Source organism: Streptomyces sp. NBC_00102, from assembly GCF_026343115.1.
In the GTDB taxonomy this organism is placed as follows: domain Bacteria; phylum Actinomycetota; class Actinomycetes; order Streptomycetales; family Streptomycetaceae; genus Streptomyces.
In genome coordinates this window covers 598,290-623,509 of record NZ_JAPEMC010000002.1, presented here as the reverse complement: position 1 = coordinate 623,509, position 25,220 = coordinate 598,290, and the positions used below count along the sequence as shown (strand labels likewise).

At 73.8% G+C, this 25,220-nt stretch carries 16 protein-coding genes and 1 tRNA gene; 8 read left to right on the top strand and 9 right to left on the bottom strand.

The window, feature by feature from the left end:
• Positions 1–275: 275 nt before the first annotated feature.
• Positions 276–2,507, top strand: coding sequence for a hypothetical protein (locus OHA55_RS30045; protein ID WP_266712236.1), 2,232 nt, complete (start codon positions 276–278; stop codon positions 2,505–2,507).
• Here the strand turns inward: OHA55_RS30045 and OHA55_RS30040 are convergent.
• Genes OHA55_RS30040 through OHA55_RS30030 form a run of 3 tightly spaced genes read right to left on the bottom strand, consistent with a single transcriptional unit; the run spans position 2,488 to position 7,273 of the window.
• Positions 2,488–4,179, bottom strand: a complete 1,692-nt coding sequence (locus OHA55_RS30040; protein ID WP_266712234.1) for a hypothetical protein — start codon at positions 4,177–4,179, stop codon at positions 2,488–2,490. The two genes, OHA55_RS30045 and OHA55_RS30040, sit on opposite strands and share 20 nt — an antisense overlap.
• Before the next feature lie 53 nt (positions 4,180–4,232).
• Entirely contained in the window at positions 4,233–7,097 is a 2,865-nt protein-coding gene (locus OHA55_RS30035) for a hypothetical protein (RefSeq protein ID WP_266712232.1), read from the bottom strand.
• On the bottom strand, positions 7,085–7,273 hold the full coding sequence (locus tag OHA55_RS30030; protein WP_266712230.1) for a hypothetical protein: 189 nt from the start codon (positions 7,271–7,273) through the stop codon (positions 7,085–7,087). The genes OHA55_RS30035 and OHA55_RS30030 overlap by 13 nt, the downstream gene beginning before the upstream one ends.
• 434 nt (positions 7,274–7,707) lie before the next feature.
• Between OHA55_RS30030 and OHA55_RS30025 the strand changes: the two genes are divergently transcribed.
• Positions 7,708–9,807 (top strand): cysteine/serine endopeptidase inhibitor, encoded by a 2,100-nt coding sequence (locus tag OHA55_RS30025; RefSeq protein ID WP_266712228.1) that lies wholly within the window; start codon positions 7,708–7,710, stop codon positions 9,805–9,807.
• Positions 9,808–9,826: 19 nt separating this feature from the next.
• On the opposite strand, the gene OHA55_RS30020 is transcribed toward OHA55_RS30025, so the two are convergent.
• From OHA55_RS30020 to OHA55_RS30000, 5 genes are all read right to left on the bottom strand, one after another.
• Positions 9,827–11,833: a hypothetical protein gene (locus OHA55_RS30020; protein WP_266712226.1), complete on the bottom strand. Its 2,007-nt coding sequence runs from the start codon at positions 11,831–11,833 to the stop codon at positions 9,827–9,829.
• 273 nt (positions 11,834–12,106) lie between these two features.
• A complete protein-coding gene (locus OHA55_RS30015; protein ID WP_266712224.1) occupies positions 12,107–13,249 on the bottom strand; it encodes a hypothetical protein in 1,143 nt (380 codons plus the stop codon).
• Positions 13,250–13,418: 169 nt separating this feature from the next.
• A complete protein-coding gene (locus OHA55_RS30010; protein ID WP_266712222.1) occupies positions 13,419–14,069 on the bottom strand; it encodes a response regulator transcription factor in 651 nt (216 codons plus the stop codon).
• 882 nt (positions 14,070–14,951) lie between these two features.
• Positions 14,952–15,025 (bottom strand) — tRNA-Pro (locus tag OHA55_RS30005).
• A gap of 50 nt (positions 15,026–15,075) precedes the next feature.
• Positions 15,076–17,721, bottom strand: coding sequence for an AAA family ATPase (locus OHA55_RS30000; protein ID WP_266712220.1), 2,646 nt, complete (start codon positions 17,719–17,721; stop codon positions 15,076–15,078).
• A 154-nt stretch (positions 17,722–17,875) separates the two neighbouring features.
• On the opposite strand from OHA55_RS30000, the gene OHA55_RS29995 reads away from it, so the two are divergent.
• The gene (locus OHA55_RS29995; RefSeq protein WP_266712218.1) at positions 17,876–18,421 is read left to right on the top strand and encodes a DUF309 domain-containing protein; all 546 of its coding nucleotides are present in this window, start codon (positions 17,876–17,878) and stop codon (positions 18,419–18,421) included.
• Between the two features lie 409 nt (positions 18,422–18,830).
• Positions 18,831–19,253, top strand: a complete 423-nt coding sequence (locus OHA55_RS29990) for a hypothetical protein (protein WP_323180521.1) — start codon at positions 18,831–18,833, stop codon at positions 19,251–19,253.
• An 82-nt stretch (positions 19,254–19,335) separates the two neighbouring features.
• Here the strand turns inward: OHA55_RS29990 and OHA55_RS29985 are convergent, their stop codons facing one another.
• A complete protein-coding gene (locus OHA55_RS29985; protein ID WP_266712214.1) occupies positions 19,336–20,157 on the bottom strand; it encodes a sulfite exporter TauE/SafE family protein in 822 nt (273 codons plus the stop codon).
• Between the two features lie 365 nt (positions 20,158–20,522).
• On the opposite strand from OHA55_RS29985, the gene OHA55_RS29980 reads away from it, so the two are divergent.
• The 4 genes from OHA55_RS29980 (at position 20,523) to OHA55_RS29965 (ending at position 25,172) form a co-directional block, all read left to right on the top strand.
• On the top strand, positions 20,523–21,698 hold the full coding sequence (locus OHA55_RS29980; protein ID WP_266712212.1) for a substrate-binding domain-containing protein: 1,176 nt from the start codon (positions 20,523–20,525) through the stop codon (positions 21,696–21,698).
• 93 nt (positions 21,699–21,791) lie between these two features.
• On the top strand, positions 21,792–23,183 hold the full coding sequence (locus OHA55_RS29975; RefSeq protein ID WP_266712210.1) for an ABC transporter substrate-binding protein: 1,392 nt from the start codon (positions 21,792–21,794) through the stop codon (positions 23,181–23,183).
• Between the two features lie 91 nt (positions 23,184–23,274).
• Complete coding sequence (locus tag OHA55_RS29970; protein WP_266712208.1) at positions 23,275–24,276, top strand: carbohydrate ABC transporter permease; 1,002 nt, start codon at positions 23,275–23,277, stop codon at positions 24,274–24,276.
• Positions 24,273–25,172: a carbohydrate ABC transporter permease gene (locus tag OHA55_RS29965; RefSeq protein WP_266712206.1), complete on the top strand. Its 900-nt coding sequence runs from the start codon at positions 24,273–24,275 to the stop codon at positions 25,170–25,172. Before OHA55_RS29970 ends, OHA55_RS29965 begins: the two co-directional genes overlap by 4 nt.
• Positions 25,173–25,220: the final 48 nt, after the last annotated feature.

Genomic DNA, 25,220 nt, shown 5'->3' with positions numbered 1-25,220 from the left:
GTCGGACCCCGCCCCTCGTCCCCCCTCGCCGGTGACGGCACACCCGGCTCGCGGGTCGCCGCCCCGGGTTCCGCGCCCTGCCGGACCGGCACTTGACCTCACAGAACCATGACGGCGGCGCAGGCGGCAGAAGACGCCCCTGGCTGCCATCGAGAGCCCGCCCGGCACCACCGTCCGGAGCACTGCCGGCCGAAGCGTCCCCGGTCGCCGAGCCACCACCCGCCGGGACACCGGCAGCGCCCGCAGCGGCCGCCCCGCGCCTCGGGGTGCGTCGGGTGGGCAACGCCTGGCTGGTCCACCCGGCCGCCGGCCCGGACCGCCAGTCCCAGCTCTTCGCCGCAGGTCTGGCCTCCGACTCCGAATACGCCCTGGTGGTGGTGGACCTCCCGCCCGGGTCCCCGCTCGACGCCGTCGAGGAGGCGCTGGCACGGGCGGTGCCCGCCGGTCCGCACGGTCTGCGCGTGGTTTTCGGCCGGACACCGGCCCGGGGCGCCGCACCCGCGGGCCGAAGGCTGGCGCGGCACCTGGGGCAGCACGTGGTCGTGCCCGACGGCGTCCTGCGCCCTTCCGCCGGGGGCACCCTGTTCATCGGGGCCGACCGGGGCCGGGGCTGGGTGCTGTGCACACCCGAGGGCCAGGTCCACCCTGTCTCCCGCCGGTTCCCGCGCCCCGCGTGGGACGCCGGCCTGCCGGGCCGTCCGCTGCCGGTGGGACCGGCCGCCGTCGCCGAGCCGGTGGCCGCGGGGGTGTGGCTGCGCCCGGTACGGGAGGACGCCGCCCAGAACCGGTATCGCGGCCTTCTCGCGGCGCGGCTGCGGTGCCGGGCCGACGCGCCCACCGTCGTGATCGGCACCCCTGGCGCGCCGGAACCCGCGGCGGAGGACCTCGCCCGGTTCTGGCGGAGCCTGCCCGAGGGCTTCGCGCCGCGCGTGATGCCGTACGGCTCGGGGCGCGGTCCCGGGACTCCGTCCCTCGGCCGGCACCTCGCCGCCCTCACCGGGGAAGCCGTGCACGTCTACAACGGCTTCCCGACCGGCGACCCGCTGGTCGGCCGGGCCTTGTCGGACGAGGTCCTGTTCCTCGCACCGGACGGGACGCCCGGGCGCCCCGTCCGGGCCAGGGAGTTCCTCCACCTGCCCCCGGAGCCGGAGGGACCCCCGCATCCCGCGTTCGCGACCGACCACCGCTGGCCTCTGGACCATCTGCCGATGCTCCGCCAGGGTCTCCACCACGGCGGGTCCGGCGCGGTCCTGGAAGTCCTGCCCTGGGGGCTGTGGATCCGCCCCTCGACCGAACCCGCCGACGCCGACGAGGTGCGCGGGGCCCCTGCCCATCCCGGTCACGAGCTGATCCTCTGCGACGACGGACTCCCCCGACTCCTGCCCCGGCTGCGGCAGTTGGCCGACGACGTCCTCGGGCGCCTGTCCGCCGACGGCGGCCCACCGGTGCGCATGGTGACCTCCGGCCGGCCCTGGCGACCGGCGGGCGGCATCCCCCGGCCGCGCGTCCCGGCCGCCGCGCCGGCCCCGGCCGCGCACGTCCCTGCCGCGCCGGGCTCTGCCGCGCACGTCCCGGCCTCCGGTCGGGGCGGCCCCGGGTTTCCCGCCGCCCCCCTCCTCGTACACCCCGGCCCTGCCGCGGGGTCGCCCGCGGACGCCGCGGTCGTCGACCTGGCGCTGCGCCACGAACCCGGGCTGGGCGGACTGCTGCCGCCCGAGACCGTGCGCGCCGGACTCACCGCCGTACGAATGCGGTTCGCCGCCCATGCCCGGCCGGACGGGGAGGAACCCGGGCGCGTCCGTACCTCCACCCCGGCGACGGCCGATCCGTCCGCGCTGGCGGCCTTGTCCCTGCTCCCCGCCTACGCCGGGGTGGTGGTCCTGCGCGCCGAGCTGGACCCGGCGGCGCTCCGGCGTTACCGGGCGCACCGGTTCGCCACCGCGTACGGCGTGTGCGCGGCGTCGCTCACGGGCACGCCGGGCCGCCCCGGCAACACCGACGTCCTCATCCGCTCCGCCACCGGTCGCCGGACCGCCCTCCTCGAACCCGAGCAGCCGGACCGGGTGCTGTTCCCGCCCGGCACACGGTTCGAGGTCCTCCAGGTCCGTGCCCGGCCGGGTGAGCGCGCGGTGGTGCTGATGGGCGAACTCCCGCCCGCCGGCTTCTGCGGGGCAGGCGCCACCGGGGAGGCCGCCCTGCGCGAACTCGTGGCGGCGCTGCGGCTCTGGCGCGAGGACGAGGCGAGCGGCGTGGTGCGTGGTCCGGTGCGGGACCCGTTCGCCACGCCGCCCACGCCGGACGGCCCGCCCGCCCGCGACGGTGCGGACGGTGCGAGTGGCGCGGAAGGGCCGGACGGTCCGCGCAGACCCGCCGGTCCGGCCGGTCCGGCCGGTCCGGTCGGTCCGGCCGGTCCGGTCGGTCCGGTCGGTCCGGTCGGTCCTGCCGCCGTGTCGGGCCGGCCGGTCGCGGGTGGCCGGCCGGTCGCGCTCAGTGGGCGGTTCCGCTGACCCACAGGACGGCGCCGTCCTGCTCGATCACCACGTCACCGTCGCTCTGCAACACCAGCTCGGCACCGTCGTGCCCCGCCGTGCCGGAGGACCACGCGGTCCGGTCGTCGCTCGTGTAGACGACGAGGTGGCCGTCCGCCTGGAACACCGCCTTGTGGCCCCGGCCTTCGGTGTGCGAGGACCAGCGGACGAGGCCGTTCTCGTCGGTGACGACCAGGTTGCCGTCCTCGCCCATGGAGAGGGCGGCCCGCTCGGACTCGATCGTCTCGCCACTCTCCAGGACCCGGGTCGCCCGTACGACCGTGTCGCCCGCGTCCTGCGGAACGGCGGCCCCCGCGTCCTGACCACCCGGAAGGGTCTCCGTGGTCCGGACGGTGGGGTCCGTCACCGTGGTCCCGACGGTCGGTGGGGTCTCTACCGTCGGTGGGATCTCTTCGGTCGTCGGGGTCGCTGCGGTCTCTGGGGTCGGCGTGGCGGGACCGGTCGCCGTGGAGGGGTCCATCGGCGTGCCGGGATCGGTCGGTACGTGGGGGTCCGTCGGCGCGCTGGGGGCGGCTGCCGTGCTTGGACCGGTGGACGTGATGGTGGACGTGGTCGGCGCGTCCGGTCCGGCGGGTCCGGTGGGGCCGCCCTCGGGCGTCGTCGCCCTCTGCGCCTCCTGGGCCGCCGCCTCCTGCGCGGCGAGCTCCTGCGTACGCCCCTCCTCCGTGTGTCCTTCCTCCGAGTGTCCTTCCTCCGCGTGCTCCTGACCCGGCGTCGGCGTCGGCACCGTCACGGGCTCCGCCACCCGTGCGGACAGCAGTACGGGGGTTTCCGCCGGGGTCGCGGGCCCCGTCGTGGGCTCGGAGCCCGGACCCGTCGTGGGTCCGGAGCCCGGCCCCGTGCTGGGCTCCGCGGTGGGCCCCCGGCCGGCCTCGACGGCCGCCGCGGTGTCCGGCTTCTCGGCCTCGACGCGGGCGACCTGGACCCGGCCGGGCTCGGGGCTCGGCGTCGCGGACCGGGCCGTCGGGGTGGAGGGGTGCGTGCTCTCCCGTACGGAGGCGTGCGGGGCACGTATTCCGGGGCCCTGGTACGTCTTCCGGGGCGAGACCGGGATGGCGGGGGTGGCCGACGACGCGGCAGGAGAGGGGGAGGCCGAAGGCGCGGACGAGGAGGGAGCCCTCGACGGGGAGAACGGGGTCGTCCCGGGAGCGTTGTCGCCCTCGTGGACGCGTGTCCTCTCCGAGGGCGTCGGCGTCATCACGTCGAGGGTGAAGTTCGGGCCGCTGCCCGGCGGGGAGGCGGTCTCCCGGCCCGAAGCCTCGTAGTCGAGCTCGTGGTCGTTCTTGTCGTTGCCGCTCAGGGCCAGCGGCAACGCGACCAGCACGGCACCGGCCACCGCGGCGGCGGCGAGCATCGGCCGGTGGTTGCCCTTGGCGGGCGCGGGCGCGCCCCCCTCCGTACCGCCGCCCGGTCCGTCGTGCCTTCCGCGCTCGCGGCCGTCCTGCCGCCCTGGGTTCCGGCCCTCGCGGTGCGCGCCTTCGGTCCCCCGGTTCCCCGTCTCCGGCTCGGGGCCGGGGTCGGGGCCGGGGCCGGCGGAGGGGGCGGACAGCACGACGGCCCGCCGCATCCGCAACTGGTCGGCGGCCTCCGGCGGTGTGCCGCGCTGCGGCGTCCTTCGATCGGCGGACATGCTCTTCTCCTCTGCGATGGGTGCGACCGGCGCAGCGGGGCCGGTCCGCGGAATCAGACGTGGTCGTCGCGGTGCGGGGCCCGTTCGGGGAGCCGGCCGGAGAACCGGTCGGGCCAGGGCGCGGCGCCCTCGGTCGTGGGGTGGCTGTCCGCGGCTGCCGAGAGCTGCTCGCGTACGCCCCGGTCCGAGGCGTCCTGTTCGCCGGAGCGGGCGACCGGGTCGGCGGGTGCCACCTCGCGCAGCAGCACCGTGGAGGCGCCGTGCCCACCCCGCGTACCGAGGAACCGGAAGCGGGTGCCGGGACCGAAGACGACCTCTTCGCCCTGTCCCGGCCGCGCGGCCGGCCCGGTCAGGCTGCGCACCCTGCGCCCGGTCGTCGACCAGATCAGATACCGGTCGCCCGCCGACGCGGGTGCGCCCTCCAGCACGTACGCGCCGACCGGCCCCGGGTGGCACAGTTCCGTACCGGCCGTCAGTGCGCGCGCCTCCGGGGAGAACGTCGCCACGTCGCGCACGACGATCCCCCGGTACGACGGGAGCCTCCGCAGACCGGACGCCAGACCGACCAGGCTGGGGTAGGCGTCGGCGGACCCGGCCGCCAGGCGGTGTTCCAGCCAGCGTCGGCCGAGCGGGGAGTCGTCGAGCGTGAGGAAGGAGCGTACGGCGATCAGGTCGGCGAGTACGGCGTCGTCCTGGTCCTGCCCGCGCAGACCGGGCATCACCGTCAAGGTGCGCGCCACCGCGGCCTGTTGCTGCCACCACTGCTCCCCGGCCAGCGCGCGCAGCGCCTGCTGTTCGACGGGACCGCTCCGGTGGAGAGGGCCGACGCGCGCGGCAGGGGCGGCCGAACGCGAGGGCGCGGACGGCGGGTTCGGTGCCGAGGGGGCGGGCGGGGTGCCTTCCGGCGGGGCGGCCCGGGCGGTTTCCGGGGCGGCCGGAGCCCACGCCGACACGGCGCCCTCAGCCGGTCCGCCCACGGGCCGAGCGCCCACGGGCCGACTGGCGGCGAACGCCTCGGCGAACCCCGGTGGCAGCGGCGCTCCGGCGCCGTACGCGGAGGAGGCGGCGTAAGCGGGGGACGCGGAGTGGGCGTCCGGGGTGCCGGTGGTGCTCGTCGGCGCCCCGGGTGGTGCGGTCGTGACTGCCGGCGCCGGCGCCGGAGCCGTGAACGCGATCCGGCCGGTGGGCATCCCGACGCCGAGTGCGGCAGGCATCCCGACGCCGAGCGCGGTGGGGCCACCCACCCGTGCCGGGGAGGAGGAAGGAGCCGGGGCCGGGGAAGAGGCCCCCGGACCGTCCGCGGTCCGGGAGGGCGAGGCATCGCCTCCACCGCCCGCCGTCGACGTGAGGCGTACCGCCCGCCCGTCGGCCGCCGCGACCGCGGAGGGCCGGTCGCCGGTGGCGGCCGGGGGGTGCGCGGCCACGTGCCGGATGCGTACGCTCATCGGCGAGGCGTGCCAGGGTACTTCGGGGGCCGCCTCCCTCCGCGCCGCTTCCCGCGCCGAGGCGTCCCCCTCCCTCGCCCGTGGCGCGCCGCCCGTCGTGCGGTGCTCGGCCGCCGGCTCCTCGTCGTGCTCCAGGGTGAGTCCGCGCCGGTCGGCGAGGCGTCGTGCCTGCCGTCCGCCCTGCGCGGTGCAGGCGCCCCTGAGGTGGAGCGTCGTGCGCTCGACCACGGCCGGTTCCAGTTCGTCCAGGAAGGTGTCGAGCACCGGCCAGAGTCCGTCGTCCACGGGCCGTCCGGGGACGCCGATGTCGACGACCATGGTGTCGGGGTCGAGGAGCAGGCCGAGGGTCTCGGGCCGGGAGCTTTCGCGGGGCCCCACCCACAGCCCCGAGCGGGTGACGACGACCCCCCACCGGTCGCCCAACGGCAGTGCCCCGCCCTCGGGTACGGGAGCCGAGCCCGCGACGGGGGACCGCCGGCGCACGATGCGCGGTGCGGGGGTGCGGCCGTCCTGGGCGGGCAGGCAGGCGACCGTCTCCGCGTAGGGCCGCCACGACGGTTCGCCGTCCGGTCCGATGAGCACCACGGCCGGTTCGGTCTCCGTGCCGTCCGCCGATTCCAGCAGGGCGGGCACGCCGCTGACGATCTCCACCTCGGTGCCCAGCAGATCGGCGGCTTCCTGACCGGTGGCGAGCAGGTCGCGCCCGTCTCCGGGGATCAGCCGCGCGGCCGACCGGGCGCGAGGGGGCAGCCGGGTCAGGAGCTCGGTCACGGCACGGGAGGTGACCGGGGAGGCGCCGGGGATGCCGACCACGACCGCGAGCCGGTGGCCGTCCACGGGAATGGAGGCGCCGACCGACAGCGCGGCCGGCGGCAGCGGTTCGGCCCGGCGGATCAGCACGCCCGCGGGGACGGACTCGACCACATGGCCCTCGACGGCGTCGGAGGCGAGGTGGGCCGCGGCGTCCTCCCAGCTCGGTACGGGATGGCGCAGGCCCAAAGGCTGCGGCCCCAGGTCCGGGGCGAAGCGCCACCACCCGCCGGTACCGCCGACTCCGGACGGTGCGAACAGCGATCCGCCGGGCGCGACCACCACCGGGCCGGCGGGAGCGACGACCTCCAGCCGCCAGTCGTCGCGTATCCGCCGCGCGGGGGCGGGACGTCCGGGCTCGTCGGCGCCCGCGCCCGCCCACACCAGCCGTACGACGGTGATGCCGGACTTCCTGAAACCGTCGAGCACCGGGGTGAGTTGACGCCAGAGGGCCCTGGACCCTTCGAGGCCCGCCGCGACCACCACGGTCGCGTGGTCCGGGTCCTCGTGCCGCAGGGCGTCGACGGTCGCCGTGAGACCGGCCGACTCGTCGTTGTCGGAGGTGAGCAGGACGACGGGCCCGGAGCCGGCGGCCCCTGGAGCGCCCCCGAGTCTCGCCGCGAGCGTCCGCAGGGGGCCGAGCCCACCGGTCAGCCGACGCACGGCGTACCGCCCCCGTACGTCGTGCCGTCACCGCGCCGGGGCCGGGCGGCGGTGGACGACCGGGTGCGCGTGGCGCGCTCCGTGGCGGAGTCGGGGCCGGTGGCCGTGCCGGCGCGGCACGGGAGCGGGCCCCCGGTGCGCCGGCAGCCGGTGAGCCGGCCGGGAGTCTCGCTCATGCCTTCTCACCGCTCGCCGTCTTCGCCGTCCTGTGTGCGTGTCCCCGGTGACCGGCGGCCGCACCCGACCCGGCCCATCGCAGCAGAGAGCCCCGGAGACCGACAAGGCCGGTGGCGGGGCACTGCCCTTTTGCGGGCCGGCCGTGCACGAGTGGCCACGTCGTCCGCGACGGCACCACGACCCCGCCCGGCGCGGCAACAGGGCGGCACGGTGACCGAAGAGGCGCAGTGGGTGGCCCGCCGGGCAGACGACCGGCGCTTCCCCGCCACGCACTCCCCCGATCTCCCATGATCGGCCCGGCGCGCGTTCACGCCCGGCCCCGTACCCCGGCCCGTCCTGTGTGCCCGACGGGCCCCCGAACGGCCTGCCGCATCCGCCCGACCCCTCGGGCCGAGCGGCCGGCCCACGACTCACCACACCGACAGGAGAAACCGTGTCCTTCCGGAATCGGATCATCGCGGGCGGCGCGGTCGCGCTGCTGGCCGTCACCTTGGGCGGTGTGTCCCTGGCCCTGGCCGACGACCCGGCCGCCAACCAGGAGATGACCGGCCGGATGACGTACTACGACGCCGCCGGCTACGGCGCCTGCGGAGACGTCGTCGACGCCGCGACCGAGGATCTCGTGGCGGTGTCCCACGAGTGGTGGACGACCGACGACCCCAACGAGGACCCGATCTGCGACGGTGTCTCCGTCGAGGTGTCGTACGAGGGCAAGTCCATCACCGTGCCGGTCAGGGACCAGTGCCCCTCCTGTGACGCCGACCATCTCGACCTCAGCCGGACGGCGTTCGAGCGGCTCGCGCCGCTCGACGAGGGGCTGGTGCAGGGCATCACCTGGAAGTTCGTCACCGACGACGGCAGGGAGATCACCCGCCCGTCCTCTTCGTCCTCGTCCGACCCCGCCCTCGCGCCGGGGAACCCCCCGCTCGCGACGGGTTCGGCCTTCCCGTCGCGGTTCGCGGCGCCGTACGTGGAGACGTGGGGATCGCCGTCGGTGCTGGAGGAGGCGCGGGCGGCTGGGTTGCGGTACGCGACCTTGGGGTTCGTGCTGGACGGTGGGGGCTGCAAGGCGATGTTCAACGGGGACACGCCGGTCTCGGACGAGGGCTGGCTGTCGGCGATCGAGGGCCTGCGTGGTTCGGGGGGCGAGGTGATCGCGTCGTTCGGTGGTGCGTCGGGGACGGAACTCGCCTCGGCGTGCGGCTCGGTCGACGCGCTGGAGAGTCAGTACCGGTCGGTCGTCGACGTGTTGGGGCTTTCGCGGCTGGACTTCGACCTCGAAGGCGCGGCGCTGGCGGACACGGAGGCGTACGGGCGTCGTAACGAGGCGTTGGCGGCGTTGCAGAAGGATGTCGAGGGCGCGGGCGGACGGTTGGACGTGCAGTTCACGTTGCCGTCGGGTGCGGCCGGGCTGGAGGCGGACGGGGTGGAGATGCTCCAGGACGCGGAGCGGGCCGGGGTGCGGGTGTCACTGGTGAACATCATGACGATGGACTACGGGTCCGCGGTGGCGGACATGGGGCAGGCCGCGATCGACGCGGCGACGGCGCTGCACGGGCAGTTGGGGCGGATCTGGCCGTCGAAGTCGGACGCGGAACTGTGGGCGATGGAGGGGAACACGCCCATGATCGGGGTGAACGACACCGAGGGCGAGGTGTTCACCACGGACGACGCGTCCCGGCTGGCGGACTTCGCGGTGGAGAAGGGGATCCAGCAGCTGGCGTTCTGGTCGCTGGGCCGGGACAGGGCGTGCCCGGAGGCGGGAACCCTGTCCGAGGACTGCAGCGGCACCGAGCAGAGCGAGCACCAGTTCCTGAAGACGTTCGGCGCGGTGAACACCACCGATCAGGAGAGGGTTCCCGCGACACTGCCGGAGGGCATGGTCGATCCGCTCCCCGCGGGCTCGTCGCAGGCGTCAGCCTCACCGTCGTCGTCGCAGGAGCCGTCGGCGCGACGGGCTCCCGCCGGGCCCGCGTCCACCGTCCCGCCCTCCGGCCGTGCGGGTGCGGGGTCTCCGGGTGGTTCGGGTGGTGCGGGTGGTTCCGGGAAGACGATCAGCAACGCGTTCACGACGGGTTACACCTGGTTCGACAACACGCCCCGGGGCAGTGCGCAGATCTCCGCCCCCGTCATCCACGACCAGGCCGGTGGTACGGGTACGTGGGAAGACCCGATCACCCTCGCGGTCGGCCACACCACCGAGGGCGGCGAGGACACGCTGGACTACCCGGCGGGAACACGCTTCTACATACCCAAGGTGCGGCGGTACTTCATCGTCGAGGACGCCTGCGGTGACGGCGGCAGCCCGCAGAACGGGCCCTGCCACAGCCTGGACACCGCTCCCGAAGGAGCCACGACCTGGCTGGACATGTACCTCGGAGGCGGCAGCGGCGACAGCGACTCCGCCGCCCACGCGTGCGCGGACCGTCTGACCGGGCTGACCACCGTCGTCCAGGACCCGGCCGACGATCTCCCCGTCACCGAGGGCGCGCTCTTCCACGACGACACGTGCACCACCACCTACGACGACTGAGCTTCGGGGCGACGGGGCCTCAGTGGCGGCCCGGCCGGGTGCCGGGCCGCCCCGCCCGCCAGTCCTGCCAGGCCCGGGTGAGTTCCCGTACCGCCGCCGCGTCGCGTACGCGGTCGAGGGGCGGCTCCTCGGGCGCCAGCTCCCTCATCATGACCACGCCCGTGGCACCGGGCCCGGCTTCCAGCACCCGGAACCGGGAGCCGGGCAGGAAGATCACCCGGTCCGGTCGGAGCGGGTCGAGCGATTCCGTGCTGCGGCCGTTCACGGACAGGATCAGGAAGGCGGTGTTGCCGGGCGCCCCGGCGGGGCCCAGCGTCGACGCCTCGCAGGCGTGCGGGTCGGTCACCACGGCCTGTTCGGCGTACCAGCGGCGCATCGGCTCGTCGAGGGTGGCCCGCAGGCCGGTCGGCCCGGGGAGGAGGGGAAGCATCCGCAGCCCCCTGCCCAGCAGGACGTCCTCGGTGGGGCCGGGCGTGTTCCCGACCATGGACGTCACCGGTACGTCCGGCGCGCCCTCTCCCGCCAGTCGGCGCAGGACGGCCGCGAGGGCGTCGGAGGGGTCCGGGGCGCCCTCGGCCGGTCCGGGGTTTCCGCGCGGCGCCTCGGCCGCGGGGGAGGTACGGCCCACGGGCCCGGGGTACGGGGCGGCGGGCGACCGGGCCGCGCCGGGGAGAGGGGCCCGGAAGGCTTGCGAGGACGCACGGCCGGCCGGGGCCGTGGGGCGGCCGGTACCCAGGCGCACCGAGCCGCGCAGTCCGGGGGGAAAGGAGCGCACCAGGTCCTGCGCGAGCCGGCGGAGCCGCGGAAGGTGCTCCTCCGACGCGGCGTCGCAGAGCACGCGTTCGTGTGCGGGGTCCGGGTCGGCGTCCCGCATCTGCGGGGCGTGCGCGGGGGCCGGTGTCGGCCGCACCCACAGGCCGCTGCGGACCACTTCGACGACGACGTCGTCGGCGAGGCGGTGGGTACCGGGCCGGATCTCCGGGAACGCGCCGAGGGGCCATCGGTGGGCCGCCGCGAACGGGGAGGGCGGCGGAGCGGGGAATCCGGCCGGGGGCAGGTGGACGAACTCGTGGGCCCGGAGCGGGCGGCCCGGCGTGCCGTCGTCCGTCGTCAGCACCACCTCCCGCCGGTCGCCCGTGTCCTGTGGCATGCCGCTGAGGAAACGCACCGGCTCGCCGACCACTTGGGCGAGGACGTCTCCGAGGTGCCGTCCGCCGCTCAGCCGGGCGGGTCCGTAGCAGAGGAAGCGGACCGCCGGCCGGAGCCACGGGGGAAGGTCCTCCCAGAACCGGGCGATGTCCGCCACCGGCAGCGCCGGGGCCCCGGGGGCGCCGATCGCCACGGTCATCAGCTCGGTGGACACCGCGGGCCCTCCGGCGAGCCGCGTCCACCGGGCGGAGCGGGCGGGGTCCTCCGTCGAGGGCCTCAGCCAGACGCCGGCGGGCAGGGGCTCCGCCACGCTTCTGCCGATCGCCCACGGGCGCGGTGGGACGGTGGGTTCCCACGAGGGTTTCGGGAAGGCCCTGGAGTCCTGCGTCCGGGGGCCTCCGGGCGCGCAGCGCATCCATCCCGGTCCGCTGTCCGGACCCACCCAGAGACCTCCGCCGGGGGTGGGCAGTGGTGCGCCTGCCGCGGCGATGACCGTCCGGCCCAGTCGTCCGGCGAGATGCTGGGCGACCGTCACGGCGTCACGCCGCAGCGGCCGGCCGAACACGAACCTCAGGTCGTCCGACCCGGCGGGGATCGCCCGGACGAGCCGGTCCAGGGTCGCGTCGTCCGACCCGTCGGGCAGGTCCGCCACGACGACGGTGCACTCGGCGTCCGGGGCGAGCCCGGCCGTGAAGGCGAGAGCGCGCGGATCCACCGGGCCGACCGGGGCCACCAGCCAGGCCCCACCCGCGCGGTGGGCGGTGAAACGCGGGCCGCCGACACCCTGGCGCCCGAAAGCGGGAGCGCCGCCGACGGACGGCGCGTCCGGGTCCGGTCGGCCCGGGCCCTGGCGAGGCCCCGGTACGGGCGGCGGCACCGCCCCTCCACCGGGGGCGGTAACTCCTGTGTGATTGCCACTCATGGCCGGCTTCTCCGTGCAAGCGGGTCTGCCCGCCGGTGAGCGGGCGTGATCGGCCGGTTCCACGCAGGGATCAACGGCCAACTCCGGTCCGCTCCGCCGAGTTTCGCTCCGCCGCCGCCGGCTGGATCACCCTACGGGCTCGTTCTGACCGGCACGCGAGGGGGCGTCCGCTCGTGCGGGGACGGACCGGGCGGGACCGACAGTCCGTCAGAAAGGTTGCGGAGCAGGTCACATCGCCGTACCGGTGGACCACAGCACGGTGCCGCCCTGCTCGATGACCATGTTCCCGTCGGCCCGGAGCACCAGCCGGGCGCCGTCGTGGCCCTCGGTGTGCGAGGACCAGACGGTCCGCGAGTCCTGGCTGTAGACGGCGAGGTTGCCGTCGGCCTGGAAGACGGCCCGTACCCCGCCTTGCCCGACCGTCCCGGACCACCACAGCGGGGTGCCCTTGGTGTCGTAGAGCACCAGATTGCCGTCGCCCTGGAAGTTCAGGCCGATGCGGTTGGTGGACCACAGCTGGCCCGGATCCAGCACTCGGGTGCCGTTCACCACGGTGGTCGTCCACTGTTCCGTCGTCGCGGCCGGTGCGGGGGCGGCCTTGGTGGGCGTGGCGCTCCTGGTCGCGCTCGGGACGGCCGTCGGCCCGGTGGCGGGTTTCGCCGACTCGGTCGGCACGGTCGCCGCCACCTCGACGATGGCGTCGTGCCCGCCGCCCGCGGAGTCCTTGCCTCGCTGCGTGGCGGACGCCGCCGGGCCCGGTGACGTCTTCGCGGCGTCGGGGTGGCCCGGGTCGGGTGCGGTGTCGGTCTCCGGTTCTCTGTCCTCCGCGCCGGCCTTGACCGTCTGCAGGGGCGCGTCGTCGCCGAAGAGGTGCGGGGCGAGCAGCAGCAGCGCACTGAGCAGGCCGGCTCCGGCCAGAATCGGCTTGGCGAGGTGACCGCGCGAACCCGGCCGCCGCCCTCCTGCGCCGGCGGACCGCCGACGTCGTCCGCCGCCGCCCGTCGGCTGCGGGGAGGTCGCGGGCCGGCTCGTACGGCGGCCCGTCGACTCGCCCTCGGCACCGGAGGGCGTACCGGTGGGGGCATGGGTGGACGTGTCGGAGACCGGGCCGTGCGCGACGGGAGGGACAGCGGTCGCGTCCGAGAGCGGGCCTTGCGCGACGGGACGGACAGCGGTCGCATCGGGGTTCGTGGGCGGGACCTCTGCGGCCGCGCGTGCCTCGGGGGTCGCGTGGAGCGGGCTCTCCTCCCCCGCCTGGTCCGGATGCGGGAGCTGCCAGGGCAGTTCGCCCTCCCATACCGCCTGCCCGTCCGGCGCTCCGGCGAACTCGTCGGAGTGTCCGGCCTGTGGCTCGCGGTGGTTCATCTCCATGCCTTCCCGGTCCAGGTGGTGCGGTCATCGGCCCAGCCGCTCACATGGCGACGACTCTCCGGGAAGCTTAGGGAGAGCGGGTAGGGGGGTGGACCGGTGCGGAGCGGGCCTGCACGGACGCACATCACCCGTACCCTTCTCGACACCTTCGGCCGGAGCGGACCGTCGGTCAGAGAATGCCCATACGGATGGCGTAGGCGACGGCGTGGGTGCGGTTGCGCAGGTCGAGCCGCTTGATCACGGCCTGGATGACGCTCTTGATCAGGCGCTCCGAGTAGCTGAGCTTGTTGGCTATCTCGACGGTGTCCATCCCTTCCGCGAGGAGCTGGAGCACGTCGAGTTCGCGCTGCGAGAGTTCGACCGGCAGCAGGCCGGTGGGGCACTCGTCCTTCTGCATGGTGCGCATCCGGTCCAGCAGCATGTTCATCAGGATCGGCGGCAGGGCGGCGCGCCCCCGATGCGCCTCGACGGCGGCCGAGAGGATCCGGCTGAAGCTGGTGAAGGGGCGCACCAGGAAGCTCACCAGGCCGTGGTTGACCGCCAGCGCGAGCTGCTGTTCCGAGATGTGGTCGGCGACGAGCACGATCCGGATCCGGCCTTCGGTGGCCTGGCTGGCCCGGCTCATCGTGGAGAGGGTCTTGCCGCTCACCGTGGCCGTGAGGACGACCAGGATGTCGGCGTCGGCGATCCGGTCGGCCTCCAGCAGTGTGACCCGGCTGTCCGCGCCCAGAAATGCGGCCGTCCCGTCGCGGGTGAGGAGATCGTCGGCCTGTACGACGACTCCCGGGACGGCGCGCGCTTCGTCGGTTTGATCAGCCATGGGACTCCTTGTCGAGGGCGCGATACCGCGCGGAAGGAGCGCACAGGTCCCGTGACGGCCCGGAATCCGCACCTTCGCCGATCGGGCAGGTCCGCCCGGTGTGCCGGACCGACGGAGTCGTGGAGTACGTGCTCTCTTCTCTCGATTCCGATCATCACAGCTCACGGGGCATCAGCCCCGCCCAACCCGGTGGTCCATGCACGATCAAGCAGAAGCAGTGCACTGTCGGACAACCATGGGCCACGGGTGCCGGCGCAACACCTCCGACCGGCACCGCCGGACCCTCACGAGGAGGGCGGCGAGGGTGGACGCGGTAGCTCAACCCGCCTCTTTCCAGGGCCAGTTCGACGGGGTGACCGGGGCGGGACGCCGCCTCGGGACGGGCCGGGCGGCGACCGACCGGCCGGGGCGGAACGGGCCGCACGGAGCGCGTTGCTGTGCGCGCGACGCGGATGCTCGGCCGCAGGACGGGGCAGCCCGTTCACCCGACACTGACGGCATGCCCGGCGGTGCGCCTCGTACGCGTCGCGCGCTTCACCGAAGGGGGCCGAAGGCCGGCCGGACTGCTGCCGCATGGTGACTCCTCGCGGCGTGGGGGCGCCCCGCACTCTCCGCGTCCGTACGGACCGGAACGGGACGGACCGGCACGGGACGGCGAGGACCGGCACGGGACGGCGAGGACCGGCACGGGACGGCGAGGACCGGCACGGACCGGCATGGATCGGCACAGACCGGCACGTTTCGGGGCCAGAGAATCGCCATGACCCGCTGACCCGGTCATGGACGCCCAGACCCCGGCCGGTCCCCAACTGGTCCCCGGAAAAGATCAAGGGCCGGTCTCGGATTGCTCCGAAACCGGCCCTGATCTACGACTGTCTCCAGTCGGGACGACAGGATTTGAACCTGCGACCCCTTGACCCCCAGTCAAGTGCGCTACCAAGCTGCGCCACGTCCCGCTGCGTTTCCTCCCGGTGTTCCCGGTCGGCCGCGCAGGGAAAACATTACCTCACTCCGAGGGCCGGATTGACGCGCGTGCCTGATGGGCGCGGGCGGCGAGTCCGTCGGCACCGCAGGCGAGGGCCAGTCTCTGGGCGCGGGCGAGCTCGTGGGTGCTGCGGATCGCGAGGCCGTACTCGTACCGGGCGAGCGCGTGCTCGTACTCCGAGGAGGACGCCTCCAGGTGGCGGACGGCGTCGGCCAGCAGCTTCTCGGCCTCTGCGGCGGGCGCGAACACGGCGAGGCAGCGCAGGGCCTCTCCGATCGCCGTGTCCGTTCCGAAGCGTTCCGCGTGCTTCCTGGCCCGGACCGCGATCTCGGCGCCCCTGGCGGGGTCGGTGTCGAGCAGGGCGCGGGCCAGATCGAACGCCCAGGGTGCCCAGACACCGTTGTGGCGCTCGCGCGCTTCCAGGGCGAGGCCCGCCGCTTCGAGCTCGGCGACGGCTTCCTCGGTCCGCCCCTCGGCCAGGAGCAGGCGGCCACTGACGCACGGGGCGTCCGGGAGGACCATGGCGCTGGGGTACGGGGCACCGAACTCGTACTGGTCCGCGACCACGCGGGCCTCGGCAGTGCGGCCTCGCGCGAGCAGGGTGTCGATGAGGAGACATGCCGCGTCCCAGTGGACGGGAAGGCCGGTGCCGACACGGTCGGCGAGCCGCAGCCCCTCGCGCAGGAAGTCCTCGGCCTCCGCGAGTCTTCCGCGACGGCGGGCGACGAGGCCGAGCAGGGTGTGGGCGAAGGCGAGGTGCGCGCCGCTCCAGCCGGAGATCTCGAAGGCCCGCACCGCTTCGCCGAACAGGCTCTGGGCCCGCTCGTACTGGTCGGTGAAGGCGTAGGTGATGCCGACCATGGTGGGGAACTCGAATCCCCACTCCGAGTCCGTCCAGCCGAGGCCCCGGGCAGGGCTGCCGTCGACGAGGGCGCGTTCGCAGAACTCGACGACGAGGTCGGCGCTCTCGCCCCGCATCATGGCGTCGAAGGCCCGCAGGGTGATCAGGGCGCGCTCGGGGTTGTCCCGGCCTTCCAGATGGTCCGCGTTGCCGGCGAGACGACGCGAGCGGGCCGCCCCGTCGTACTCCTCGCGCTGCATCCCTTCCCACTGGAAGTGCGCGGCCTGCAGGCGCATCAGGCCCGGCCCCGGGGCGGTGCGTGCCGACTCCGCCGCGAGGGTGTCGGCCGCCTCCTTGAGTTCGTTGTTGTGGGCGAGCGCGGCGGCGAGCCGGAAGGTGGCGTCGACCCGCTCGCGGTCGTCCAGCCCTGGCGTGTCCAGGGCGTTGCGCAGATGGCGCACCGTGGTGGCGGGCGAGCTGAGGAGCGTCGCGCAGCCCAGTTCGTAGAGGATCAGCGCGTGGTCCTCGGGCCGGGGCGGCTCCTCGACGGCACGCGCCAGGCAGCGCTGGGCGGCTTCCGGGGCTCCGACCGCGAGATGGTGTCTGGCCGCGTCCCGGAGCTGCTGCACCACTCCTTGGTCGTCGTCCGGGTGGACTTCGAGCAGGTGGCGCGAGGCCGCCGCGACACCGAGTCCGGCGTCGGTGAGGGCCCAGGCGGCCCTTCCGTGCATGGCCGTACGGGTGGCTCCGGGGATCGAGTCGTAGATGGTCGAGGCGATGAGCGGGTGGACGAATTCCAGCGGGTCGAAGCCGGTGACGATACGGGCTTCCCGGAGCTTGGCGGTGCAGTCGGCGGCTTCCGCCGCGCTCATCCCGGCCAGGTTGGCCGCGATGTCCCGCGAGATCTCCGTGCCCAGTACGGCGGCGGCCCAGGCGAACCGGTTGGCGTTGGTTCCCAGCCGCTCCAGGCGGGCGACGAGTCCGCGGCCCCGGGCCGAGGCGCCGAGTTCGCGCAGCTGGCCGGCGGAGTCCTCCACCGGCGGCATGTCCTCGTCCTGCACCTTGGCGACCAGTTCGACCGCTTCGTACGGGTTGCCGCCGGTGACCGCCCAGACCTCACGGCAGAACGGGTCGTCCGCGTGATCCCCGAGGGTCTCCCGGACGAGACGGGCGGTGGCGTCCGGGGTGAACGCGCTCAGGGGAACCCGGACCAGTTTGGCGGGGTCGCTCGACGCGGTCGGGTCGAAGGCCCCGACCCTGCCCCGCTCGGCCATTTCGCGCGGGCGGTAGGCGGGAACGGCGAGTAAAGGCAGATCGCCGAGGTTCTCGGTGAACGAAGAGAGCCAGTCGAGGGATTCGCCGTCGGCCCAGTGCGCGTCGTCGACGATGAGCAGCAGGGGCTTGTGGCTGTGGCGGACCGCGAGTTGGCGGACGACGTGGTCGAGACCGTCCCGGACGCCCTGGGGGTCGGGCTGCGGTCCACTGGGCTCGGCGAGTCCGAGGGCGGGCGCGGTCGTCTCGAACCAGTCGCCGAACAACTCGCGGAGCTGGTCGGGCGCGATCTGGACGAGCGCGGGCTGGAGCAGTTGGCGTACGACGTGGAACGGCACCGACGTGACGGTCTCACCACCGCGCGCCGACCAGACGGTGCAGCGGTCGGCGGCCATGGCCTGGACCTCCGCCAGCAGCGCGGTCTTGCCGAGTCCCGCCTCCCCGCTGCAGACCAGCAGACCACCGACGGCCTGCGCGCCACAGAGCGCGGCCACCGCGCTTGCTGCGACGGCGAGTTCGGGCTCGCGCTCGTACAACGGCCGGGACGGCTTCATGCCTCCCCTTCCCCAAGGTGATGCGGACAGGGCCGAGCGTAGTCGCGCGCGGGACCGCGCGGGTGGTGGTTCGTGCAGTTCGCCGCAGGTGGGACCCCCGAACCGCGAGCCCCGCATGGTCCGGACGCAAGGCCCCGCGGGGCACAATCAAGCCGTGGACGAGACGCACAGGGACCGCGACGCCGAAGGCCGAGCCCGCAACGCACGCCCCAGGGACGGGCTGGGGCGCCCGCTGCCCTACGGGACGGAGGGAGTGGAACGCCAGCCCGAAGGCGTGGTGCGCTCCCCCGAGGAGACGCTGCGGGAGGCCCAGCGGCTGCTCGACGCGGGCATGCCCTTCCACGCGCACGAGGTCTTCGAGGACGCCTGGAAGTCCGGCCCCGAGGAGGACCGCGAACTCTGGCGCGCCATGGCCCAGTTGGCGGTCGGATTGACACATTCGGCACGCGGCAACACGGTGGGAGGGGCCCGGCTGCTGCGCCGGGGGGCGAGCGTGCTCGCCGGGTACCGCACACGCGAACCGTACGGAATCGGCGTCGGCGGGCTGATCGACTGGGCCCGGGAACTGGCGGGACGGGTCGAGTCCCCGGACACGGCGGGTGGGGGGTCGGGGACCCCGGCAGCGGCCTCTTCGGCGGGCGGCGGACGCCCGGCGGCCGGCCTGGATGCCGCCGCGGAGGCGCCTCGGCTCCGGCCGTAGGCACACCCCGGGGATCGCGGAACGGCTGGTTTCGGCCAAGTCCGCCATGTCCGCCGAGGCGGCCACCGGTTCGGATACGGGACTCCCGATGACACATGCCTTCGCCGGCCCCGTCCGCACCACGGGGCCGGGGCGGCCGAGCGGGGCTGCGGGCCGTATCCGCCAGGGCTCACCGTACGGCGAAGGCCGACAGCCGTTACGATCCGGCTCCATGAGCACTGCTGACCAGGAACAGGTTCGGGCACAGGTCCAGGTCGAGGACGGGAACGGCGACGAGGACGCGCACCGGGAGCGGAACAGGGACAAGGACCGGGCCCGGGAGGACGACACCGAGGTCACGAACGCCGCGGCCCCTGCGGCCCCGTCAGGCCCTGGCTCGGAAACCAGGGCCGGCGACCCGGAGTCGGAGATCACCGCACCGGCCGTCGACGAGCCGGCCGACGGCGGGCCGGTCGACGGCGGGCCGGTCGACGGCGGGCCGGTCGACGGCGGGCCGGTCGACGGCGGGCCGGTCGACGAGTCGACCGACGAGCCGGAGAACGCCTCGGACGATGACGAAACGGGCGCGGGCGTCAAACGATTGACGCCACGTCAGGCACGGCGTTTGCGCGTCGCCCTGTCCTCGGCGGGCATGGCGGCGATGGCCGTGGTCCTGTGGATGCGCATCGCCAGCCGTTCGTCGGTCCTGGTCGTCGGCGTCTACGGGCTCGCCCTGGTCCTGTGCGGAGTGGTGATGGAACTCAGCCGCAACGGACGCACACGGCTCGCGAGTTGGCTACTCGGGATCGTCCTGCTGGCCGCCGTCGGGACGGACTGGCTGCTGCTTCCCTGAGCAACGGCGGCGCGGGCGCGGCGCCACCACGGTCACACCACGTCCGCCGGTGCACGCACGTCCGACCGGTACCGGGCGACCCTCACAGCAGGAGGAGTTGGAGTCCGCCCACCACCGTCGCCACGAGCACGATCCGTTCGAAGAGCCGCTGGTTGATCCGGCCGACACATCGGCGGCCCAGCCAGGCGCCGGGCAGGACGAAGAGCACCAGAACCGCGTCGAGCAGCAGAGAGCGTCCGTCGATGAGGCCGAGTCCCACGCTGAACGGCACCTTGGTCACGTTGACGATCAGGAAGAACCAGGCGGACGTGCCGAGGAAGCCGAGCTTGCGCATCCCGGAGGAGAGCAGATAGAGCGACATGACGGGGCCGGCCGCATTGGCCACCATGGTGGTGAAGCCTCCGAGCACCCCGTAGGTTCCCGCCCGAGTGCGTGCGGCGTTGCGGGCCCGGCGGCCGGAGGCGGTCGGGCCCGCTCCAGCCGCTTCTCCCCCGGCCGCACCGGCGCCGTCCACCGCTTCCCCGCCCTCCACCGGCCCGGGGCGCCGTCGCCGCCGGAGCGTGACGCCGACCATGACCAGCAGGATGGCCCCGATCGACGCCCGTACCGCGCCGTCGCCCGCGAACTTGAGGAAGAGCGTTCCGGCGACCAGGCCGACGGCCACGGCGGGGAAGAGCCGCAGCAGTGTCGGCCAGTGCGCGTGCCGCCTGTAGACGAATACGGCCAGGACGTCACCGGCGATCAGGAGGGGAAGCAGCACGCCGGTGGACTCGCGGGCGGGGAGCACGGCCGCGAAGACCGCGAGGCTGATCGTGTTGGCGCCGTTGATCGAGGTCTTCGAGAAGCCGACGAGGGCTGATGCCGCGGCAAGCACGGCCAGTTGGAAAAGCGTGAGGGTATCCATTGCAGATCGAATGCTAAACAGATCGATCCCGGTGTGATCCATCGCCCACCGGGCGCCCGCACGCGAGGGCACCGCACACGAGAGCCAGCACAGGACGGCACCACACACGAGTGCGCCGCCGAAAGCACCGTGCGAAGGCCCAGCGCACGGGAGCACAGCTCGCGCGTACAACCCGCCGGCCCTCACCCGCCACCGAACAGTCACCCGCCGCGGAACCGGCCCCCACCGACCGGCGAAGCCTTCCCCGCCACACCCCCTGGCGCCCCGCCGGGACCATCTGCCTATGCTGCGCCCGCGAGCGATCGAAGAATCGCTCAAACGAAAATCGCACACCATGCGGCAGTACGGGGTAAGGGGCCAACAGCATGCGGGAGCCGGTGGAACTCAGGCGGCAGCGAATCCTCGCGGTGGTGCGGTCGCGAGGGGCGGTGAAGGTGACCGCGCTCGCCGAGGAACTCGACGTCTCCGTCGTCACGGTACGCCGGGACGTGGAGGAACTGGCCCGCACGGGACGGCTCAGGCGCGGGCACGGAGTGGCGCGGTCCACCGCCCTGGCGCAAGACCCGGCCCCCGCTCCGGCGGCGCCCCGGCTCGACGCGGCCGGCGAGGGCGGCCCGGTCGCGCTCGTCGTGCCGGAGCGCCATTCGTACCTGTACGAGACGCTGCACGGGGCCCGTTCGGTGCTGGACGAGCACGGCATCCGGGTCGCTCTGCACATCGCGCCGCAGGCCCGGGGGACCGAACGGCCCCTGGTGGAGCAAGCACTGGCAGGTGGCGCCCGCGGGCTGCTGATCGCTCCGCGCTGGCGCAGCGCCGCGTGGGAGGAGTCCGACTCCGAGTGGCTCGCCGACGTGGGGGTGCCCACGGTGCTGATGGAGCGCAGACCCCGGCCGGGGAGCGCGCTGCACGCCCTGGACTCGGTCTGTTCCGACCACTGGTACGGGGTCCATCTCGCCGTGGACCACCTGGTGTCCCTGGGGCACCGTCGCATCGTGCTGGCGGCCCGGAACGACAGCCCGACCGCGCGGAGCATCAGGGCGGCGTTCGCGGAGATCGCCGCCGCACGGCCGGAGGTGGAGGACTGGCACGTGGTGCTCAGTTCGCCGGACGCGGTCGCCTCCGACGGCTGGTACGGCGCGGACGACGGAGAAGGCGACGGAAAGGCCGGCGAGGTCACCGGTGCGGCGGTGGACCTGGCGGCCGTGCTGCGGGAGCGGCGGGCAACCGGGGCCGTACTGCACGGCGACGTCGACGCGTTGATGCTGGTCCAGCGGCTCTCCGAGAGCGGGGTGCGGGTGCCGGAGGACTGCTCGGTGGTGGCGTACGACGATGTCGTGGCGGCACTGGGCACCACGCCGTTGACCGCGGTGTCACCACCGAAGGCAGAGATCGGGCGGGCGGCCGCCGAGTTGATGCTGTACCGGCTGGGTGGTTCCGCCGGGGCGGAAGGGCCAGTGCGGCGTACGGAGTTGCTGCCGGAGCTGAAGGTGCGCGGTTCCGCGCGGGCGGTGGGCATTCCGCCGCACGATCCGATCGTTTGACCGCTTTGATTTTCTTCTGATCGATCTATTGACCGTATCCGATCAGGCGATCAGGATTCCCGTTGTCCCGAACAGGAGCCGCGGGAGGCGCGCATGCCTGATCGACAGAGTCGTCGGTCCGTGCTGGCCACGATCGTCTCGCTGCCGGTGGCAGGTGCACTCAGCGCCTGCTCCGGTGGCGGGGCATCGGGGCAGAGCACGAGCAGTACAGACAGCACGAGCAACACGAGCGGTACCAGCAACGCCGGCAACACCAGCAGCAAGGGCGGCAAGGTCCGCATCACCTTCTGGTCGTCCCTGCGGGGCAGTCAGGAGGTGGTGGACGCCTTCAACCGCGGTCACCGCACCATCGAGGTCGATTTCCAGCAGATCCCCTCGGGCGGTCAGGGCGGTTACGCGAAGCTCAGCAACGCCGCCCGGGCCGGAAACGCCCCGGACGTGGCCACCCTGGAGTACCCGCAGGTACCGGGGTTCGCCATCGACGGTGTCGCCCGGGACCTGACCGGTCTCGTCAGCGACACGCTCCGCGCGAAACTGCTGCCGCAGGCGCTGGGGCTCACCACGTTCGACAAGAAGATCTTCTCCGTCCCGCTCGACATCGAGCCGATGGTGATGCACTACCGCACCGATCTGTTCGAGGAGTACGGGCTGCGGGTGCCACGCACCTGGGACGAGTTCGAGGAGACGGCGGCGACCGTACGGCGCAAGGGCGGTGAGCGGCGGCTCGTCCTCTTCCCCACGGACGGCGCGACGCAGATGGCCGCGTACGCCTGGCAGGCGGGCGCCCAGTGGTTCTCCACCACCGGTGGCACCTGGAACGTCTCGCTCGCCGACGCCCCGACCCGGCGGGTCGCCGCGTACTGGCAGCGGCTCATCGACCGGGACCAGGTGTTCATGAACGCCGTGGAGAGCCGGCAGAGCGACGCGCAGATCGGCAACGGCCTGGTCCTCGCCCGCCTCAGCGGCGCCTGGGACGCGGGGGCCCAGATGAAGGCCCGCCCGGGCCAGAAGGGGCAGTGGGCGATCGCGCCGTTCCCGCAGTGGGACACGGCGAACCCGTCCAACGGGACGCACGGCGGGTCCACCTTCTCGGTGACGAAGGACTGCCGGCACCCGGAGGCCGCGATGGAGTTCATCGAGTGGCAGGTCTCGCACCCGGACGCGCTGCGGGCCCGGCTCTCCAGCGGGGCGAGCAGCCAGTACCCGGCCGCACCCGGCCTCGTCTCCGTGGGCAGCCAGGCGTTCGACCGTTCCTACTACGCGGGCCAGGACATCTACCGGGTCTTCGAGGAGCAGGCGCGCATCGTCCGGGACGGCTGGGTCTGGGGTCCCCGGATGACCGCCACCGGCAAGGTCATGCAGGACGGTTTCGCCCGGGCGAGCGGCGGCAAGGGCTCGCTGCTGAGCTCGATCGAGGCCGCCCAGAAGGGCACCATGCCCGATCTGCGGGCGCTCGGCCTCGCCACCAGTGAGCGTTCCACGTGAGCCGCCCCCGGGTGCCCTCGCACCACCGCGCCGCCGGTCTCCCGCCACGCCGTACCGGTGCCCCTACGCAGCAGAGAGGCAGGTGACCCCCATGGCCAGCACCAGCACCACCCCGCCCGTCGTCCCCGTGAGCGGTGCGGGGCGGACCACCCGTCCGGCCTCCCCCGCCCGGGCGGCGTCCGGCCGCGCGACGGCGCGACGGCGCGAACTCGGCGCCGCCGGCGCCCTGATGACGCCGTTCTTCGTCCTCCTGACGACCGTCTTCCTCATCCCGGTCGGCACCGCGATCTGGCTGAGCTTCTTCAGCGACGACCAGCCCGGACTCGGCTTCGGCCCCGAGAAGACCGTCTTCGTCGGAGTGCGCAGTTATGTCGCGGTCCTCACCGACCCGACGTTCCTCGGCGGGCTCGGTATCGTCGCGCTGTACTGCCTGATCTACATACCGTTGATCGTGGTCAGCGCGCTCGCGCTGGCCCTGCTGCTGGACTCGGGCGTGGTGCGGCTGCGCGCCTCGGCGCAGCTGGCGCTCTTCCTGCCGCACGCGGTGCCGGGCATCATCGCCGCGATCATCTGGCTGTACCTGTACACCCCAGGGCTCAGCCCGGTGATCGACCTGCTCGGCAAGGCCGACATCACGGTCGACTTCCTCGGGGTGCACACCGTGGTTCCCTCGATCGTGAACATCGCGTTGTGGAGCAATCTCGGCTACAACATGGTCGTCTTCTACGCCGCGTTGCAGGCCGTGCCGCGCGAGGTGATCGAGGCGTCCGTCGTCGACGGGGCGGGCCCGGTGCGCACCGCGCTCCAGGTGAAGGCACCGCTGGTGCGTTCCTCCATCGTGATGGTGGCGATGTTCACGCTGATCTTCGCGCTCCAGCTCTTCACCGAGCCGATGCTGCTCGGTCAGTCCACCCCGATGATCAACTCCCGTTTCTCGCCCAGCATGTACATCTACGACGCCGCGTTCACCCGCAACAACTACGGTCTGGCGGCTGCCGCTTCGGTGATCCTGCTGGCCTTCACGGTGGCGCTCTCCTACGGCGTCACCCGGTGGACGAACCGTGCCGACGCAGCCGAGGAGGACGCCCGATGAGCGCTCCGGCCGTACCCCGTACCACCTCCCGTCTCTCCGGTTCCGCCTCCGCCGCCCGGCGGCCGGGGCTGACCGGACGGGCCGTCGTCAACCTCGTGGTGGGCATCTCGGTGCTGTACACCCTGCTGCCGGTGCTGTGGCTGGTGCTCGCCGCGACCAAGGACCGCGACGCGCTCTTCCAGAGCAACGTCCTCTCCCTGAAGGGTTTTTCGTTCGTCCAGAACCTCAAGGACGTGTTCTCCATGGACGCGGGCCTGTACGGGCGCTGGTACGCCAACAGCCTGCTGTACGCCGTGCTGGGCGCGGCTCTGGGTGCGCTGATCAGCATCGCCGCCGGGTACGCCTTCGACAAGTACCGCTTCCGCCACAAGGAGAAGCTCTTCGGTCTGGTGCTAGCGGCCGTCATGGTGCCGCAGACCGTCCTGGCGCTGCCGCTCTATCTGATGGCGTCCAAAGTGGGGATCGTCAACACCTTCTGGGCCGTCTTCATCCCGGTGCTCTTCAACCCCTTCGGCGTGTACCTGGGCCGCATCTTCAGCCAGGGTTACGTACCGAACGAGGTGCTGGAGGCGGCCCGGGTGGACGGGGCGGGCGAGCTGGCCACCTACTTCAAGGTGGCGATGCGGATGCTGGGGCCCGGCCTGGTCACGGTCTTCCTCTTCCAGCTCACCGCCATCTGGAACAACTTCTTCCTGCCGATGGTGATGCTGTCGAACCAGGACCTGTATCCGGTCAGCCTCGGCCTGTACACCTGGAACAGCTCGGCGTCGGTCTCCCCCGAGTACTACCCCGTCGTCATCATGGGCTCGTTGCTCGCCATCGTCCCGCTCATCCTCGCGTTCGCCCTGCTCCAGCGTTTCTGGCGGTCGGGGCTCACCGCGGGCGCCGTGAAGTAGCGCGGTCGGCGCGGCCCGTCCCCCGGGGCGGGCCGCGCCGGCCGCCCC